At 38.2% G+C, this 18,986-nt stretch carries 14 protein-coding genes; 2 read left to right on the top strand and 12 right to left on the bottom strand.

From position 1 onward, the window contains the following. Nucleotides 1-54: 54 nt before the first annotated feature. Both SCI76_RS08385 and garR read right to left on the bottom strand, forming a co-directional pair. Complete coding sequence (locus SCI76_RS08385) at nt 55-1,494, bottom strand: four-carbon acid sugar kinase family protein (protein WP_221832824.1); 1,440 nt, start codon at nt 1,492-1,494, stop codon at nt 55-57. After that, complete coding sequence (gene garR / locus SCI76_RS08390; RefSeq protein WP_407545135.1) at nt 1,491-2,393, bottom strand: 2-hydroxy-3-oxopropionate reductase; 903 nt, start codon at nt 2,391-2,393, stop codon at nt 1,491-1,493. Before garR ends, SCI76_RS08385 begins: the two co-directional genes overlap by 4 nt. Nucleotides 2,394-2,687: 294 nt before the next feature. Between garR and SCI76_RS08395 the strand changes: the two genes are divergently transcribed. Further along, the gene (locus SCI76_RS08395) at nt 2,688-3,314 is read left to right on the top strand and encodes a GntR family transcriptional regulator (RefSeq protein ID WP_342835663.1); all 627 of its coding nucleotides are present in this window, start codon (nt 2,688-2,690) and stop codon (nt 3,312-3,314) included. Between the two features lie 24 nt (nt 3,315-3,338). On the opposite strand, the gene SCI76_RS08400 is transcribed toward SCI76_RS08395, so the two are convergent. The 5 genes from SCI76_RS08400 to SCI76_RS08420 form a co-directional block, all read right to left on the bottom strand. Then, on the bottom strand, nt 3,339-4,919 hold the full coding sequence (locus SCI76_RS08400) for an FMN-binding glutamate synthase family protein (protein ID WP_407545136.1): 1,581 nt from the start codon (nt 4,917-4,919) through the stop codon (nt 3,339-3,341). 43 nt (nt 4,920-4,962) lie between these two features. Then, nucleotides 4,963-6,684 (bottom strand): pyruvate oxidase, encoded by a 1,722-nt coding sequence (locus SCI76_RS08405; RefSeq protein WP_407545137.1) that lies wholly within the window; start codon nt 6,682-6,684, stop codon nt 4,963-4,965. A gap of 100 nt (nt 6,685-6,784) precedes the next feature. Continuing rightward, nucleotides 6,785-7,552 carry a tyrosine-protein phosphatase gene (locus tag SCI76_RS08410; RefSeq protein WP_098332214.1) on the bottom strand — a complete coding sequence of 256 codons (768 nt, stop codon included), beginning with the start codon at nt 7,550-7,552 and terminating at the stop codon, nt 6,785-6,787. A gap of 279 nt (nt 7,553-7,831) precedes the next feature. Then, nucleotides 7,832-8,584: a CpsB/CapC family capsule biosynthesis tyrosine phosphatase gene (locus SCI76_RS08415; protein ID WP_407545138.1), complete on the bottom strand. Its 753-nt coding sequence runs from the start codon at nt 8,582-8,584 to the stop codon at nt 7,832-7,834. Between the two features lie 217 nt (nt 8,585-8,801). Continuing rightward, a complete protein-coding gene (locus tag SCI76_RS08420; protein WP_099330711.1) occupies nt 8,802-9,587 on the bottom strand; it encodes an SGNH/GDSL hydrolase family protein in 786 nt (261 codons plus the stop codon). 197 nt (nt 9,588-9,784) lie between these two features. On the opposite strand from SCI76_RS08420, the gene SCI76_RS08425 reads away from it, so the two are divergent. Beyond that, nucleotides 9,785-10,735, top strand: coding sequence for a LytR family transcriptional regulator (locus SCI76_RS08425; RefSeq protein WP_098627419.1), 951 nt, complete (start codon nt 9,785-9,787; stop codon nt 10,733-10,735). A 34-nt stretch (nt 10,736-10,769) separates the two neighbouring features. On the opposite strand, the gene SCI76_RS08430 is transcribed toward SCI76_RS08425, so the two are convergent. The 5 genes from SCI76_RS08430 to SCI76_RS08450 form a co-directional block, all read right to left on the bottom strand. Then, nucleotides 10,770-12,854, bottom strand: coding sequence for a DUF6270 domain-containing protein (locus SCI76_RS08430; RefSeq protein WP_221840230.1), 2,085 nt, complete (start codon nt 12,852-12,854; stop codon nt 10,770-10,772). Nucleotides 12,855-12,978: 124 nt separating this feature from the next. Further along, nucleotides 12,979-14,667, bottom strand: coding sequence for a teichoic acids export ABC transporter ATP-binding subunit TagH (gene tagH / locus SCI76_RS08435; RefSeq protein WP_407545139.1), 1,689 nt, complete (start codon nt 14,665-14,667; stop codon nt 12,979-12,981). Nucleotides 14,668-14,683: 16 nt separating this feature from the next. Continuing rightward, the gene (locus SCI76_RS08440) at nt 14,684-15,490 is read right to left on the bottom strand and encodes an ABC transporter permease (RefSeq protein ID WP_221840228.1); all 807 of its coding nucleotides are present in this window, start codon (nt 15,488-15,490) and stop codon (nt 14,684-14,686) included. A gap of 175 nt (nt 15,491-15,665) precedes the next feature. Next, nucleotides 15,666-17,834, bottom strand: a complete 2,169-nt coding sequence (locus tag SCI76_RS08445) for a CDP-glycerol glycerophosphotransferase family protein (RefSeq protein WP_407545140.1) — start codon at nt 17,832-17,834, stop codon at nt 15,666-15,668. Further along, complete coding sequence (locus SCI76_RS08450; protein ID WP_048020205.1) at nt 17,797-18,984, bottom strand: glycosyltransferase family 2 protein; 1,188 nt, start codon at nt 18,982-18,984, stop codon at nt 17,797-17,799. The genes SCI76_RS08445 and SCI76_RS08450 overlap by 38 nt, the downstream gene beginning before the upstream one ends. Nucleotides 18,985-18,986: the final 2 nt, after the last annotated feature.

The following is an 18,986-nucleotide window of genomic DNA, read 5'->3' on the forward strand; positions in this document are numbered from 1 at the left end:
TATACGCTTTCAAATATTTTCTAAAGTGAACGCACATCGTACGTTCACTTCTTTCTATTTACTTAGTAATTCAACTGTTTCACGAAGCGTTGTTTTGGCTCCGACGTTTCCAGGGAAAATGATGTACGCAATGCCCGGAAACTTGCTTTCCTCTCCCGTTACCCATACCGGAATGCCGGGTTTGATTTGTCCAGCAACCGTCGCGCGCTTTACGGATAAGCCGTTTACGCCGATATCGCTTGACGTAATGCCACCTTTTGCAACGATAAAGTTTGGACGAACGTTCAAGCGGCGAACAATGCTTGTAACCGCATCTGAAATTTTTACCGATAATTTAAGCTCTTCTTCTTTTTTCCCTTCGCCAAGATCTAAGCGCTCGCGTCTTGTATAGACGGCTACCGTTTGACCTTGTGAAATAAGCTTCTCTGCTTCATTGATAATACGGTTCACTTCTTCTTCAAACTTTTCAGGTTCTAAGACAAGATGACAATCAAATTCAATAAATTCAATGAAGCTGCATTTCTTTAATTCTTCTAACTGCTCCGTTGTTTTTTTAACGTGCGAGCCAACCATAATTAATCCGCCGTTTGACGACTTTTCTTTAATGAGCTCTTCTTTTGTTAAAAGATCTTTGTCGCTCACGCCGCCCATTACTTTTGTTAGAGCCGCAGCGCTTCGATACATAAAGTGCTTTCCAAGCTTCATCGCCCGAAGAAGCGCAATCGTCACAACTTTCACGTCTACATAATCCACTGCGTTCACAACGACTTTGTTAAAGTCTTTCACTTCCATTAACTGATTGGTGATCGTCACTAAATCAAGGGCACGAATGCTCCTAAGCGAAATATACGTCGTATGACTTGCTTTGAATTTTCCTTCTGACTTTTCTTCTACCCACTCACCTAAATGAGACTTGCTGTAGCCAAACGTACGGTCTTTTGCAAATTCTGTTTCTCCTGCCGGCACTAAGTAGTCTTCATCTTGCACGTAGTGAATGTTATCAACTGTGAATCGTCCGCCTTCTTTAAAGAAAGGAAAAATCACTTCGCCGTGGAGCACTTGATTGGAGTGCTGTTCAACGGTTTTCTTTAACACTTCTGTTTCTAACGGATAGTGACCGCGAAGAGTTGAATCACCTCTGCTGATAATTAAAAACTCTTTATCTACTTCAGCCGCTACCTCTGTAATAACAGCAGCAATGTCTTTGTGGGCTTTTTCCGTTTCAGAAGCGGTAAATCCGCGTGAATTTGTTAGAATAAAAAACATGGAGTTTTCTTCTAAAAATCCTTGCTTGATGCTCTCTTTGCTCCAGTCTGTGTACACGGAAATACCGTTAACCGTTTGAACGCCCGTTGGATCATCGTCTAGCACAATGATTTTTTGGTTGAACGTCAGAAGCTCTTCGTCGAGCATTTTTTGTACAAGTGCCTCATCGACCGCTGGAATGTCTTTAAACACGTCGCTTACAAGACGTTTTGCATCTTGTTTAATCATGCTTCCACCTTCTTTTTCACTTCAACGTTTGCTAATTTTTCATAGTACTGTACAATTCCGCCGTGATCATCGCTTGCTTTTCCGTCTACTTTTAACGCATGGAAAATTTCCACAAGCTGACTTGAAAGCGGAAGCGGTACGCCAATGTCATGAGCCGTTCCCATCACGTTTGTCATATCTTTTAAGTTAATATCAATGCGTCCGCCTGCTACAAAGTTGCGGTCTAAAATAAGCGGTACTTTTGCATCTAATACAGCGCTTCCTGCTAATCCGCCGCGAATCGCTTGATACATTTTTTCAACGTCAATGCCTGCTTTAGCTGCTAATACAAGTGCTTCAGACATTGCTGCAATGTTTAAGTTCACAATCACTTGATTTGCAAGCTTAGCCGTTACGCCGCTTCCATTGTCTCCAACAAGCGTTACTTCTGCTCCCATCGCATGAAGAATGGATGAAACGCTTTCAAAGATGTGTTCGTTTCCTCCGACCATAATCGCAAGCGTGCCGTCAATTGCTTTTGGCTCTCCTCCGCTGACCGGAGCGTCTAGCATATGAATTCCTTTTTGTGCAAGTTCAGCCGCAATTTCTTTTGATGCTACCGGTGAAATGGAACTCATATCGATGATAACGCTTCCTTCTTTTGCGCTATGAATCAACCCTTCTTCTCCAAGAACTACGCTTTTTACATGATGTGAAGCTGGAAGCATCGTGATCATCACGTCGCTGTTCACCGCAACTTCAGCAAGGCTTTCTGCTCCAAATCCTCCTGCTGCTTTCACTTCTTCCACTGCTGCTTTATTAATATCGTAAACCGTTACCTCAAAACCTGCTTTTAATACATTGAGTGTCATCGGTTTTCCCATAATTCCAAGTCCAATAAATCCAACGCGTTTTGTCATTTTCGTTTCCTCCCCTTGTTGTATACGTTTTCAAATATACTCCAAAAAAATAATGTATACGTTAAAATATTTTTTGTATACATTTCTGATAATTTTGTATACACTCATCATATTCGCATTTTATTTATTTGTCTAGCCTTTTTTTAAATGAAATTTATTTCTAAAAGCGAAACTTTCCGTCCCACCTTTTCACAAGTTATAGTATGATTTGGGTATACGCGTACAAAATGATAAAAAATAAAGAGAGAAAGAGACGAGATTTTCTCGTGTCGAATGCTAGAGGTGAAGTAGAGTATGTTAAGAAATCAAGGTTCTCGTTCGTCTCATCACCCTTCTTATGAGATGATTCGAGATAAAATTTTAAACGGTGAGCTTGAAGGCGGTACAAAAATCGTCGAAGAAAAATTAGCGAGCGAGCTTGGATTCAGCCGAACGCCAATTCGTGATTCCATCAGACGCTTAGAATATGAAGGACTGATTGTTCGAAAAAAAGTGGTGTCGCCGACAGAAAAAGATTTACGCAACTTGTTTGAAGTGCGAATGCTGCTAGAAGGTTCAGCTTCTAAAGCTGCTGCGACTTTTTTGTCTGATAACGAATTAGAAGAATTAAAGGAATGCGTAGACATCGGAAGAAACGGCTCGTTTGAAGAAATTATGAACGCAAATGAACGGTTCCACGCTATTATTGTGAACGCAAGCAACAATGATGTAATGATTAATATCATCGACCGCATGCAGTCGATCATTTACTTATTCCGTCACACTGTGGTGTTTTACAACCGCCCGTTTTTAATTGACGAACATGAAGACATTTATAAAGCGATTAAAGAACGCAATGCTGAAAAAGCAGAATCATTAATGCAAGAGCATCTTCAAAAAGACTTAGAGTTTTGCCTGCATTTGCTTCAAAGAAGACAATAAAAAAGCTGCCAACCGGCAGCTTTTTTATACGTACATCTTTTCCTTTACAGAAATATCAGCTAACTGTCCGCTGCTGTTTTTGAACACCACGTGTTTTTTTGAAAACTTCGTTGGTGAATCAATGCCGGCAGCTGCGGCTAAATTAAACAATCCTTCACGTAATGACAGCACGTAGTTGCACACGCGGTATGACTTTTCTTCAATAATAAGCGCTTTTTGCAGCTTTGGATCTGTTGTCGCTACGCCCACGGGACAACGGTTATTGTGACAAACTTGCGCTTGAATACAGCCAACGGAAAACATAAAGCCTCTGGCAATATTTACGCAGTCGGCACCCAGTGATAAAGCAGTCGCAATTTTATCAGCCGTTAACAGCTTGCCTGATGCAAAAAGCTTCACTTCATCACGAACGCCATACTTTTTAAGCAGTTCATCCACAAAAGGAAGGCCTGAAAACAGCGGTACGCCCGCTCCGTCCGCTAATTCTTGAAACGATGCGCCCGTTCCTCCTTCTGCTCCGTCGATCGTAATAAAGTCAGGACGGCTTCCCGTCTCTTTCATATACGCCGCCATTTCTTCAAGATCATTTGTGTTTCCGACAACCATTTTAATGCCTACCGGCTTGCCGCCTACATCTCGAAGTTTTTCAATAAACCCAAACATTTCAGGATACGACGCGAACTCTTTAAAACGGTTTGGGCTGTCTACCGATTCTCCTGGCTTTAAGTTGCGGATTTCTGCGATTTCTTCGGTTACTTTTGAACCGTCTACGTGACCGCCTCGCGTTTTAGCTCCTTGTGCCAGCTTAATTTCAAATGCTTTGATTTGTTTCATTTCACTTTTCTTTTTAAATTCTTCCCATGAAAATTCGCCTTCTTTTGTCCGAACGCCAAAAAGCCCAGGCCCAATTTGAAAAATGATATCGACGTTTCCTTTTAAATGATACGGTGACAGTCCGCCTTCTCCCGTGTTCATCCACGTGCCGCCTGCTCGTCCCAATCCTAGGGATAAAGCGGTAATCGCGTGGTCACCAAGCGCACCAAAGCTCATGCCTGATTGACCGATTAATCCTTTTACAACAAACGGATTTTTGCATGAAGGACCTATAACGACCGCATCTTCATCTCGCAAATAAAACGGATCCGCTTCTTTTTCTTCTCGGTGCTCTCTTCGGCTGAATAAGTTATCCGCGTCCATTTTATATACTTTCGTTTTAATTTTTTGCGTATTATCCGCTTTCATTTCGTCGCGCTGCTTTGGAAACACCGCGTTTCGAATATAATAGCCCGGTTCGCTAAAATCACGTTCTGAGCCAAACCCCATCATCCGGTTGAGGTACTTGCCTGACTTAACGGTTTGTTCATATTGATTTCTAGAAAACGGCTTGCCTTCATTATTATTTAAAAATAAATACTGACGCAGTTCAGGCCCCATTTTCTCAAAAATATAGCGCATTTTCCCGAGCAGCGGATAGTTTCTCAAAACCGAATGCTCTTCTTGTTTTTCATCTTTCATCCAAAGAATAATAGCGATAATAACCGGCACTACAATCACAAGCATCATGACCGCACCAAAAATAAGTAAAATGATTTCAAACACTCCCATGATATCCCTCCTAAAAAGACTCTCCTGTAAGGAGAGTCACTAATTAAAGCATTCTGCTTAGTCCTTTTCGAAGCGGCGGCATTTCGAGCTCATGTTCTTTAAAGAACTTTTTCATGATGTGCTTCGAATAATTGGCCGCTTGTCCGAATGAAATTTTGCCTGGAAGCGGCGGTTCATCTGCGACAACGACATCAATCACTACAGGAACATTCGCAAGCGCTGCTTTTTCAAAAGCGGTTTCGAGCTCTTCGTATTTTTCAACGCGGTAGCCAATTCCTCCGCACGATTCAGCGAACTTCGCAAAGTTCATTTTACCAAGCTGCGTTTGATAATCCAAGTGACCTTGAATAGCTTGTTCATATTTAATCATGCCGATTTCACTGTTATTAAGGACGACTACAACGATTGGCAGCTTGTACTTCACAGCCGTCACAAAGTCTTGCATGACCATCGTAAAGCCTCCGTCACCGCAAACGGCTACCGATTGTTTTTCAGGATGAGCAAGCTTTCCTGCAATTGCAGCTGGAAGTCCGCAGCCCATCGTTGCCAGCCAGCTTGAAATGACAAATTTTTGATTCGTCATGCGGAAATGTCTCGCCATCCATACCGTCACGTTCCCAACATCAACAGAGACAATCGCATCATCATCTACGATTTTTTGCAGCTTAGGAATAACTTGCTGCGGCTTGATTGGCGTACTCACTTCGTTTTCTTCTTTTTCTACGTGCTTCCACCAGTTTTCCATATTAACTTGACACTCTTCTAAAAAGCGGCGGTTTTCTTGATGATCTAAATTATGCGCAAGCTGTGACAGCGTCGTTTTCGAGTCTCCGACTAAGCCAATCGATACAGGATAGCGTCTGCCAATTTGTGTGGCGTCAGAGTCCAGCTGAATCGCTTCAACTCCGTCCGGTAAAAACTCACGGTACGGAAACGATGTTCCCACCATAATCAATAAGTCGGTCTCTTCCATCGCTTCATACGCCGGCTTTGTCCCAATTTGACCGAGCTGCCCTAGGTTATAAGGATGATGATCAGGCAGTATTCCTTTGCCCGGAAGCGTAAAGATAATCGGCGCCGCAATTTTTTCTGCAAACTGCGCTAATTCAAGCTTGGCGTGCTTGGCACCCGTTCCTGCTAAAATAACCGGTTTTTTTGCGTATTTAATGGCTAAAAGCGCTTTAGCTACATCTTCCGGGTCACTGTGAGAAATGGTTTTTGATACATTAGCAATTGGCGTTTTTTCATCAATTTTAATTGTTGAAGACGGAATATCATCTGGAATAACTAGAACCGCTACACCTTTTTTAGCGTAAGCCGTTCGAATCGCTTGCTGCAGCAGATGCGGAAATGATTCAGGCGAATCTACTCGGTGATTAAACACCGATACATCGTCAAAAACACGTTCTAAATTCACTTCTTGAAACGATTCATTACCAAGCTTCGCACGAGGCACCTGTCCGGCTAGCACCAGCACCGGTGCACCGTCTGCTTTAGCATCATACAAACCGTTTAACAAGTGAATTGCACCCGGCCCTCCAATTGACAGACACACGCCGATTTTACCCGTGATCTTAGCGTAAGAAGATGCCGCAAGTGCGCCTACTTCCTCATGACGGACTTGAATAAACTCGATTTCATCTTTTTCACTGCGCAGGTTGTCCATAAAATGATTGATTGAATCTCCCGGCATACCGAAAATGTGATCAATCTTCCATTCTTTTAATACCGACATAGCTGCTTTTCCAGCTGTAGTTTTTATCATATTCAGCCTTCCTTTCTTTAACTTTGTTTCTATTCCATACCACAATGAAAGAAAGACAAAACAAGGGACTTTCCCATTTTTGTGGAAAAGTCCCTTGTTTTCAGCTAAATAATTTAAATAAACTAAATTTTTTCATCGGCTCAGGGTCTAATTGATGCACCGGACGACCGTCGATAATCGCTTCTGCATTTTCAATAAAAAAATAAAGTTCTGACGCACCGTACATATCGGAAATGTAATCATACGCTTTTGAAAGTGAATAGTCGTGGTAATTGCGAGCATGAACGCCGGAGGCAATCACGTGGGCTAAGCGGTATTTGATAAACGTACACGCCGCTTTTCTTTCTTTTTTTCCGTTTAAACCAAGAATACTAGCGGCGCTTAGCTGAACGAGTACGCCTTTTTTAACAAGCTCATACAAGCGCTCAGGGTGATCTCGGAAAATCGGATGACATTCTGGTGAACGAAGAATAGGCACAACGCCTTTTGTTAGAAGATCAGACAGTATCTTTTCAAAATAAGGTGAGACATCATAGTCAGGCAGTGAAAGAAACAAATATTTATCGGTGTGATTAAGCGTAAGAAGCTGATTTCGCTCATAGTTTCGCAGAAGTTGAGGCGATAAAGGGACAAGCTGACCTGGTAAGACTTGTAGAGGAATACATGAATTTGTGAGCCATTCATTAGCTGCATTTACATAGAGAAATAAATGGTGTTTCATAAACTCTTGATCGCTGTCATAAAGCGGCGTCGCCACAACGGACTGAACACCTTGATCCGCTAAGGAGCGTGCCATCTTCAAAAAGCCGTCTACTTCCTCAGGTCCGCTATCGATATTAGGCAATATGTACGTATGAATATCAATCACTTTATTTCCCTCCCTGCGTCTTGTATAGCTCTATTCTACGACGATTTCTCGTGTGAAACTATGTATTCTTCTCGACATTTACCACCACGAACCCCGGAAAACCGCGTACTTTCCTGTCATCTACTTAACTAACAATATTTTACTATCACTCTATGTGAAAACGCAAACATAATTTGTAAAATAACTCCAAATAATGATGATAAAAGAAGGGTCTAAAATAGGTCTTTGTATGCAAATACCCTGATTAAACAGAAGTTAATCAGGGTACAAAGGGAAAAGTTAAAAGATTCCTAGAAATTTTGTTTTTTTGATGCGTTCAGGCTCTTGTTTATAAATAGCCTTCCCCCTCGCAATAGCCTCTGCATTTTCCATAAAATGATAGAGCTTACTGTTTCCGTATTTTTTAGAAACGGCTGAATAAGCTTTTTGCAGGCCGTACTGCTGGTAATTTTCACGATTTACACCTGATGCAATAACGTGTGCTAATCCGTGATCAATGAACTGATAAGCTGCTTTTTTAGCTTTACTGCCGTTGCCGCCCAGCACACTTTGTGCAGACAGCTGAACGACTGCTCCATTTTTTACGAGCTTGTACAAGTGCGGAGGGTTTTCCACAAATAATGAATGGCACTCAGGCTCATTTAAAACCGGTACAATACCTTTTAGCTGAAGCTCGTAAGCAATATTTTCTAACACTTCAATTTCCACGTCTTGTGGAATGTGTAAAAACATATATTTTTCATTTTCATTTATTGTCATCGTGTAATACTCTTCATTTGATACAATCATATTGGTAGAGGCAATTACTTTTTGACCTGGTAAAACGCTTAACGAAATAGAAGATTTTCTTAACCATTCATTCGCAAGATCGACACCTTCTCTATAGCTGGAATCTTTTCCGTCATAAAGAGGGGCTGCTACGACTTCTGTTACTCCTTGTTTCACTAATACATTTGCCATTTCTAAAAACTCTTCTACACTTTTGGGACCACTGTTCACATTTGGCAAGATATTGGTATATATATCTATCATTTTTTTCTCCTCTTTCTATGCCTCAGATCATGGATAGTATTCCATGAATTATATTATATCATAGACCCCTTGCCGACTTTTCTATATAAAAAGAAATGGTTTCTTATGTATAAGTTTTATGTCTTACAAGCTCTCATTGTGTCTTGAAATGCATTTTGCCAGTGCTTCTATTTATAAAACATAACAAGCCTAACCAAGTGGTTAGGCTTGCTCTTTACTAATTAGATTTAGAATTTGTAAAATACTGTTCTAAATACTGTGCCCACAGCTGTTCTCCCTTGTCATTAGGCTGACCAGGCGCTTGTGTTAAATAAGCTGAAATCTTTTCTGACTGATAGTCCGGCCACGCTTTCCAATGATTAATATATTCATAGTCATTTTCTTTTGCAAACTCTTCTAATGCCTTGGCATCAGATGGGTAATTATTTGCTTTATAAACCGGAGCTGACGGCTGAAGAATCGTAACCAGCTGTTCATTTTGATGTTTCAAGTACGTCAAGATAATATCTACATTGTCTAACGTATTCTCAATGCCTACTACGCCGTTATCATTTAAAAGAAACGGTTCAAACAGCAAAACATCTGGACTTGCCTTGGCAATTTCTTTATATGTATCGCTTTTGATAAACTGTAAGGTTGTCATATCCTTATATTCACGGACTTCAACTTGGATTAAGGAAGAACCATATGTATCTTCAATTTTTTTCTTCAACAGCTTCCCCCAAGTAGTTTTTACTTCTTCATGCGGTGCTGATCCAACAATAACTAGCTTCAACGGTGTTTTTGTCTGCTCGGCTTTTTGAAGTTTAGTTTTGATAGACTTTGGTAGATTTTGAGCGTGTTCTTTCCAAGTAGCCTCTGCATTACTTGCATCACTGGAAGCTTCAACTTTGGTTGGCCTGGAAACAGATTGTTCTGATACCTTGTTGTTCCAATACACTTTTCCGGCTGAAATTGCGGCAATAAAAACCATGACTGCTAGAATATTAATCCAAATTTTCATATATTGTCTCCCTTACTATATCTTTCTTTTTTGCTCTTATTATAATATAATTTGTAAGTAAGTGCAGGAAAATGATTAAATTTGTCATTTTTTCAGTAATTTTGATTCAGAAAAGTTTTTTCAAGATAAGAATAATGACTTACATAGGTACTTCATTTATTTTATCAATATATTAAGCAAAGGAAGAGACAATGAATATGGAAGAATCTCAAACTCGCAAGCGTAAAAGGAGAAAGCCGAAGAAAAAAAGAGCACTAAAAATCGTTACGGGTATTATTGTATTATTAATCCTTGGTGTAGGTGCTTATGCCTACAGTATTTGGCATTCTGTTGAAAAAACGTTCACAGAAACTCATGAGCCTTTAAAACGTGATGTATCAGAGAAAAGATCTGAGAAAGTTTCTTTTAGTGACAAAGATCCTATTTCAATATTGCTTTTAGGAGTGGATCAGCGTGCAGGAGACCGCGGGCGTTCTGACTCATTAATTCTAATGACGGTGAACCCAAAAGACCAATCGATGAAGATGGTCAGCATTCCTCGTGATACGCGTACAGAGATTGTTGGAAAAGGAACGACTGACAAAATCAATCACGCCTATGCATTCGGCGGTGTCGATATGGCTGTAAATACAGTTGAAAAGTTCTTAGACGTACCGGTTGACTATTATGTACAAGTTAATATGGAAAGCTTTAAAGACATTGTTGACGCAGTTGGAGGCGTAACGGTGAATAACGACTTGGACTTTAATTATGACGGATACAGCTTTAAAAAAGGAAAGCTTACGCTAGACGGAAAAGAAGCTCTTGCTTACTCTCGTATGCGTAAAAAAGATCCTCGCGGAGATTTTGGACGTCAGATGCGCCAGCGTCAAATTATTGAAGGTGTTATTGACGAAGGAGCAAGCGTTCAATCTCTAGCAAACTACGGCAATATCTTAGACGCCATTGGAACAAATGTTAGAACAAACCTTACATTCGACGATATGAAGCAAATTCAATCCAACTATAAAGATGCTCGTCATAACGTAGAGCAGCTTCAAGTAGACGGTCAAGGTGAGAAAATTAACGGCATTTACTACTATGCAGTTTCAGATGCAACGCGCCAAGAGTTGTCTACTAAGTTAAAAGATCATTTAAATGTAAAATAAGAAAACGGGCTACTTTTCACAGTAGCCCGTTTTTTTAGCGTGTTAACTCTTTTACCTTGTATCCATTAGCCGTCGTTCGAATCACAATATGATCTAACTGCTTCATTAGTTCTTTATAATAGCTTGGTTCATAATGATTAATAGAGTTACCATCCGGATACGTCTCATGACCAATAAATCCATAGTTGGTTACATCAATAATTTGAGCCTTCGGCATTAGCTGCAAGAAATATCTTTCCATATATTCGTACAAATAGTTATTAAAATCTACTTGCTCAGTTGGCGTACTAAACTTCTGTCTACCTCCGCTTTTACTATAAAATTCCCCTATACTCCGGGCTTTTTGCAAAATGATCCGTTCTTCAGGAAGATACTCTTTAATTTTTGCTGAAAATCTTTCCATCGCATCACGCCATTGGATAAGATAACTATCCATGTTTTTTCGGTTAATGAATTCTACAGATCCGGAGACATCGTATAAATATTGCGAACCTCTTAAAAAGTAATTTCCCGTAATAATGTGCTTATTGTTAATAACCGCTAAGTCCAGGAATACATCAGAATAAAAGTCGATAATCAAAAATTCAGGTGCGGTTTGACTGATTCTTTGAAAGAAGGTTTTTTCAAAATCATCTTGAATAAAGCCCTTTTCCGCTTCATTGTATTGTCTAAAGTACGCTTCTTTATACTCAATCGGATTACTCATCGTACTTATCGTATTAGAATGAAATTGAGTATATACTACCTTGTACTTTTCTTTATAATCCGGATTAAAATAAGGCTGAGAGTTAAAGGCAGCTCGGCTGTAGCAAGATCCGTACACTGCAATTTTAACTGGATCTTTGGCAGCTACACTCTTCACTTTTTTCATCCATAAAGCCAAAGTGCTGATTTTCGTTGCATAAGGCTTTATTTCAAAGCCATTTCCAATGGATTGATATTTCCAGCCCTTCTCTTTAAGGCTTGATAAGCTAATATCGTATTCGCCTTCACATCCTGTTTTTTTATCTTGTAATAAGATTTGTACATCAAAACCAGTTTGATCTAGTTTACGCTGATGCTTAAAAAGATCTTGAAGAGAAAACTCACTGTAAAAAGACCCTTCTGTCTCATTAAAAGGCAGCTCTATTGTATAAGGCGTCAGACATTTTAGAGATAGATTATCTTTCGGACGAAGGTATAGCTGAACCGCTTGCAGTTTTTGATTTACATTCTCCATTGACTTAATTGTACCTTGTAGCCCTATAACTCCGTTGTCTTGATAAGAAAATTGGTGAAGTCTAACGTCAATATTTACTTTATTTATCTTAATATGCAGCTGCCCATTTCCATTTAAAGTAAAAACTGATTTGAATAAAGGGGACGAAAGAATTGGTGTAAAACGATCATCAATAGCATTTTTTTTTATTATAAAAGCAGTACTGATTTCCTGGCATTCACCGTCTGAAAATTCAATGAAGGCTTCCCAACTATCACCATGTCTAAGAATGTCCTGGGTGAAAATGTTATCTTTAGGGATTGTAAAACAATAATGACGTTCTTTTGTCTTTTCTCCTTGAACCGTCAGTTCTGTGCGATGAATACGAACAGCCTCTGATTCCTTTCTTTTAAACTTCAGCCGGCACTCTTTAATACTATGCGCAATTTGCTGGTCTATTTCAATAGAGCACTTTAATGTCTGCTCATCTAGTTTCATATTCGTCATACCGTACTTCACCTGTTTAGGACGTACAAATATAGCCAGCGTATTTGACTTTGTCGTATACAGAGCCATTGTATGTAACGAACCTTCAGAGCTGTAATAAGATGTTTCGTAGTTAGATACGCGTGATATGTCTAGCAAGTGCTTCTCTTCGTCCACAATAAATTGAAAATCCCATATCTGCCCTTGCTCTACTATTTTCTTTGCTTCTTGAAGATTAAGCGTAAACGAAAACTGCTGCTCATTCCAATTCGTCTGGATTTCAAAACTGTTCGGTAAAGCTAAACAGTCAGCTTCCATTCTTTCTCGAATCATGACATGGGGAGTCTGTTCAGAAATTTGTATACTACTTTCTCCTTTTATATAAATAATGCCAGTATGTAAATTAAATTGAATATCGTTTATAAAAGATGTCATAAGTTAATTGAACCGCCCTTTTACTTTTTTAGTCGCTGACAGGTACTTTAGTAGCATATTTTTCGCTTTGCAAGCTGTTAATTTCCTTAAAAAAACAGGATATGGCTATATCCTGTTAAAAGACCTACGTATTTGAACGTTTTACAAATGAAATAAGAGTGATTTTATTTGTTTTAACGTCTTCATACACTTTTATATAATAATTTTGAGATTGATAGAAGTATAATCCTTCTTTCTCATTTGTAAAGACCGGCTTTTCTTTTAACGCTTCCAGTACTTTACTGCTGCTTTCATCAAAGTTTCGAAGTGAAACTTCTTCAACTTCATTATTCAGCGATACGTATTGTACAGATCCATAATTCAGTAGATTTCCATCGTTAGATTCTCGTTGACTAGTTAACGTTTTAGTAAACGTCTGACTTAAATGCTCAACTGAGCCTCCTAAAGGACGTAATAAATTAGCTATTGTACTGTCATATTTCACGTTTGTAAACTCATTTAGCGTTTCTATATTTTCTTTCGCTACAACTTGCTTGTCCTCTTTGTAAGGAGCAACAAGATAAGAACTGACCCATCCAACTCGGCCTTCTCCTACTTTTACTTTAATCCATTCCATATCTTCATCAGGATCTTTTTTTCGATCAAGAACGGAATAAACTTCTCCAAACGACAGGATGGTCTTTTGATTACTCTTCAAGTCCGCTTTGTCACGTACAAATGCTGTTTTAGTATTCACCGCTACCTTATCGACATCATTTTTATGAGAAGTAGAAGCAGGAGCAGCTTGCTCAGAGACAGCAGGCTTATCGTGCGGAACGTTGTTTTTGACGGCATATGCGACTACACCTGCACTTCCTGCTAACAGAAGGGTAGCGGCTGATAATAGAACCTTTTTCTTAGAACTTCTTTTCTTTGCAGATTTGTCTTTTTGTTGCTTCATTCGCTGCGATCTTTTTGAAAATCTAGGTTCTTCCTCTTTACTATCGGCTTTCTTTTCGCTTTTTTCGCTTGTTGACATCAGCAGACCGTGCGCTGATTCGCTGAGCTGCTGCTCTTTAAGCTGTTCTCGCTCTTCTTTCGACATAGCGTTATATTCTTTTAAAAAAGCAGCGTAATGGTCTGCTACTTCAGTAATATCTCCGTATTCTTTTACATGTCCGTAATGAATCCAAAGCGCTTTGGTACAAAAGCTTCTCACTTGTGAAAGCGAATGACTGATAAAAAAGATGGTCTTGCCATTTTCTTTAAATTCATTCATTTTTTCCAAACACTTATTTGTAAAAGTCTGGTCTCCAACAGATAACGCTTCATCAATAACTAAAATGTCGGGATCAATGTTGACGGATATAGCAAACCCCAGTCTAGATTTCATTCCGCTTGAGTACGTTTTTACCGGTTGGTTAATAAACTTTCCGATATCAGCAAATTCAATTACTTTAGGTGTAATCTCTTCGATTTGATGTTTATTAAGCCCCATCATCAAACCTTTTAGCTCGATATTTTGGAGACCTGTTAATTGGTTATTCAAACCTGCACCAATAGCAATCAAAGAGGCGCTTCCGTTAATATCTACCGTTCCTTCATTCGGCATAGTTACGCCGGCAATTAAGTTCGAAAGTGTACTTTTACCAGAGCCGTTAAGGCCTATTACTCCAACAATTTCACCTTCATTCACTTCAAAGGAAATTTTATTTAACGCATAGTGGTATTCGCCTTTTCCTCTGTTCCAAAGTAAATCCTTCAGCTTATCTGTTTGTTTATTATACATTTTGTATTTTTTTGTTACTTGCTGAAACTTGACTTTATAACCCATATATTTCATTCACCTTTTATAAGTAATCAACAAACTGCTTTCTGAACTTTACATGAATCGCTGAACCAAAAACAAATAGTCCACAAATGATGAGCCAAAATACAATTGTGTATGGAGATGTAATTAACCTCCATCCGCCTGTTAATAGAGCATCACGATAGCCCTCTACTAAATAATAAAAAGGATTCATCGCAAACACTTCCTTCAACAGCTGCGGGGTGTTATCACTAGGAATCCATAAAATTGGCGTAATGTAAAATAGCATACGTGTAGCTGTCTGAATTAATAAATGAATGTCCCTCACCATCGTTGATAAAGTTGAGGTTATAAACGATAGAGAAAGTAAAAATACAAAAGAAGACAGCATAAAATACAGTAAGCTAATTACATTTAAATGACTAAAACCTTGAGACACAACGACAATGACAAGCAGCATGCCCATAAGAATTAAGTGGGTATATACTTGTGAAACAATAACATATGTCGGTATGACGCTTAGTGGAAAATTCATTTTAGAAACAGAATTTAACCTTGCATAGACTGAATTGGACCCTTGCAAAATGGACGCACTCATAAAAAACCATGGAATCAGCCCGCAAATTAGCCATATAAAGAATGGAATGCCTTCTACATCACGCCCGCCTCGCACTCCTAATCCAAATACAATCCAGTATACACCTATTTGAAACAAGGGATTTAAGATAATCCAAAAACTTCCGAGCAGGTTTCCTGCATATGATTTTTTTAATTCATATCCGGAGAGTCGTCCAATCATATACAAATTACGGATTTGTTCTTGCATAACAATTTTAATTGATTTCATATAGCAATTCCTTCTGCACAATTTATTCATACATACTCTATTAAGAACGAGGTCAAAATAGCTATCTTTATTCCTAATAAAGTCATCTTACATGTAGGAAGTGCAAGTATAACTTGCACTTCCTGTGATGGCATACTATTCTATTGTATCACTTCAATTGGGTCAATAGTTTCAATTATGATGTTTTCTGTTTGATAACTTCATAAATTCTTTGGCAATTGTTTTGATCTTTATACTTAAAGATTCGCTGAGAATTCTTAACATATTGTCTATCAGCCTTAAAGTCATTTTCTACAATTCTTTGAACAGTTTGTACTAATTCATTCTCATTTGAAACAATTGAGCCTAAATTGCTGTATTGGATTTCCTTCACAGGTGCATGATGGTTATTATGAGGATCGAATTGATACATCACAACAGGCTTATTCATATATAGAAAATCACTTGATACAGAAGAGTAATCTGTTATTAACAAAGAACTTTCCTTCAAAAGCTCAGAAACCGTGGCTGTACTCTTTACTAAAAATTCAATATTAGGATGTTCTACAACAAAGTTATCCATAAATTTTTGCATTTGATTATGAATATAAAACTTAACCGAAATATTATGACGTTCAATCATGTCTAGAAATTCTTTATTACTGATTAAATTTCGGTATGCTTTGTAATAGTCGGATCTTAAAAAGCTGCTTTTATTAATCTTAAAGAGATGTCTTCTCCATGTAGGCATAATTAAGATTTGTTTTTTCAGCGATAATTCATGAAGATTATCAAATCTTGCTAATCCTGTTACGGCTACTTCCTGATCGCTGTATCCTAACGTATTTTGAATAATTTTCTTTTCATATTCAGAGCTAGAAATAATAAGGTTTTGATTGTAGCGATCTTTATGCAAATAAGGAGAGATATTATGAATAATAACTCCGTGCTGCAAGCAAATAGTGAACTTCTTCGCTAGCTGCTTGCCAAACATTTTGATGAACTGTTTTTTAGGGGCTGGATATGAGCATTCATCGAATGTCCAAGCGCTAATGTAAGTATCTGCAACTAGCATATAAAGCTTATGCTTTAAAGAAGAATGATAGATAACATTTCCAAGCTTCTTTACCTTGTAAAGATGAGGAGAATCTTTGCTGATGATATAATACACTTTCTCCTTTGGATAGTTTTCACGGCAGTGCTTGAAGAAGAAATATCCATTATCTTCTGCTTGATCTTCCCGCTCCCCTACCAGCCAAATTTTTCGATTGAACGTAAGGGGCTTCCATATTGCAGCTAAAGTTAGCAAAAACACCTTATAAAACCATTGCTTTATCTCTACGGACCATTTGCTGAATAAGCGAAGAGGCTTAGTAAGCTTCCATGATAGAGATTCTTCTAAATCATATGGATTTTTTTCAAAGTACTGCTTATATTTATTCGTTTGTTCATACCAGTGTCTTTTACTTCTTAATAATTTAATATAATGAGTCGCTTCTTCATCTAACTTTTTATTTACCATATTAAATAAAGGAGTGTACCCATCTAAATCATTAGATTGAATTTCTTTCTTACTGACAAAACCAAGGAAATTTCTTAATACGTCGTACGCAGCTGCTTGCTCTTCTTCCGACAAATTATCTGTAAACATATTTTTGTCCAATAAAAAAGTTAGATGCTTTAACAACTGGACTTTCACCAATGAAACGGATTTTTCCGATGCCGATAAATCAACATGCTCCGCAATATACCCAATATGTGAAATTGAGTTATTTACGTAGGATTCATTAAATGTAAACTTGTTGCGATAAAACTGTTTGTTTACATATTTAAAAGTAAATGGCCGAAGGTAAAAATTAATATTCAGCAGCTCAATGAATGAGTCGCTCACCTCTATTTTATTTTCCCCTGCTATTTTTAATAAACTTTCTTTATTTATGAGCTTTAAACCGGCCATAGCATTAACGCCCGCTCCGATTACCTCTTCAGCTCCTGCTAAATTGCGATCTTCTCTAATAGAAATAATTAAATTAGCAGAAACAAAATCTACTGAATGCTTGTCCATTTCCCGACAAAGATTTTTATACAAGTGAGGGGAAGTACTGTAATTAAAGTCAAAAAAGCTAATATATTTCCCTCTCAACTCTTCAACTTTCAGGCTATTATCGTGCTGTACGCAAACGTTAGCTTTTTTAGCTAACTGAGCCAATTCAATAATTTGCTCTTCAGATTTGCTTTCAGCTTGATCAATAACAATTAGTTCCATATTGTCAAAGCCAAGTGTTTGCTTTTTAAGCACTTCTAGACCACTATTAAAATTTTCAATATTACTTTCCTGCAAAAGTGTGACTACGCTTACCTTCATTTATATATCTCCTCTTAATTAGTTGTTTTAATCGTATGTTGCGGTTGCGCAGGAATTTAGTAATCTTCCAAGAAAAGCTTTTTCTTATTTTTGAATGCTTTCTATATTCGATTTGCAGTTCTCTTCCTTGCTTATACCACCAGCGACGAGAAGCGAGCATTTTATTGTATTCTAACGCTTCTTGAACATACCCTTTATTGATTAAGCTCAAGAAAGGCTCTTCAAGAGCTAAATACTTCTCGACTAAACGTTTATCATAATCTTTTACAACATCCGTAACTAAGTGAATTAAATATAATCGCGTTTCCCATTCAAGACGATTAAAGTCTGGGTCGCAGATTTTCCATAACAAAGATCTCAACGCGTTAATTTGAAAATATGCATAGCTCTCATCGTTTAAAAGAGGCTTGACCAGCTTAGCTGCTTTTACGTCATTTTCAACCGTGCTTACGATATCTCGCTGCGTCAGCGACAAGTTCTTCTCATCATTTCGTGCTCGGTACATATAGATGACTTTAGGAATATAGCTGAACTTTTTAGCTTTGGTGAACAGCTGCATGTCATAGTATTTGTCCTCGCCATTTTTCATCCCTTCGATAAACGAGATGCCATGATTTTTAATAAAAGATGTTTTGACTAGTTTTAAATATACGGCTGTCTTTACTTGTAGAAAGAAAGGAGCGTCTTTAATCGTAACGTTATAGTATTGTTTTTGCAGCAAATAGTTCTTGAACGTTACATGTTCATATTCCCGTCCGTCTTCTTCATCAAAGCTAACCATCTTGCCCATGACGAAATCTGAATTATTTTCATGTGCTACTTCATAAAGAGATTCGTATGCGTCTAATGGAATATAATCATCTGGATCTAGAAAAATAAGATATTTTCCCGTGGCCTGTTCAATCCCTACATTCCTTGGCTTACCAGGTGCCCCTGTGTTCTCTGGTAAATGAATGGCTTTAAAATGAGGAAAACGCGCTGCATACTCATCTATGATTTTAGCAGTATTATCCGTTGAACAATCGTTTACCATCAGCACTTCTAACTTTTCATGTCCAATGGTTTGGTTAACTAAAGAATCTAAGCATTCTTCAATATAATTTTCTACATTGTAGATTGGTAAAATGACTGATATTAGTGGTTTTTTCACCT

It is taken from the genome of Priestia sp. HNGD-A6, assembly GCF_045784335.1.
GTDB classification, from domain to species: Bacteria; Bacillota; Bacilli; order Bacillales; family Bacillaceae_H; genus Priestia; species Priestia zanthoxyli.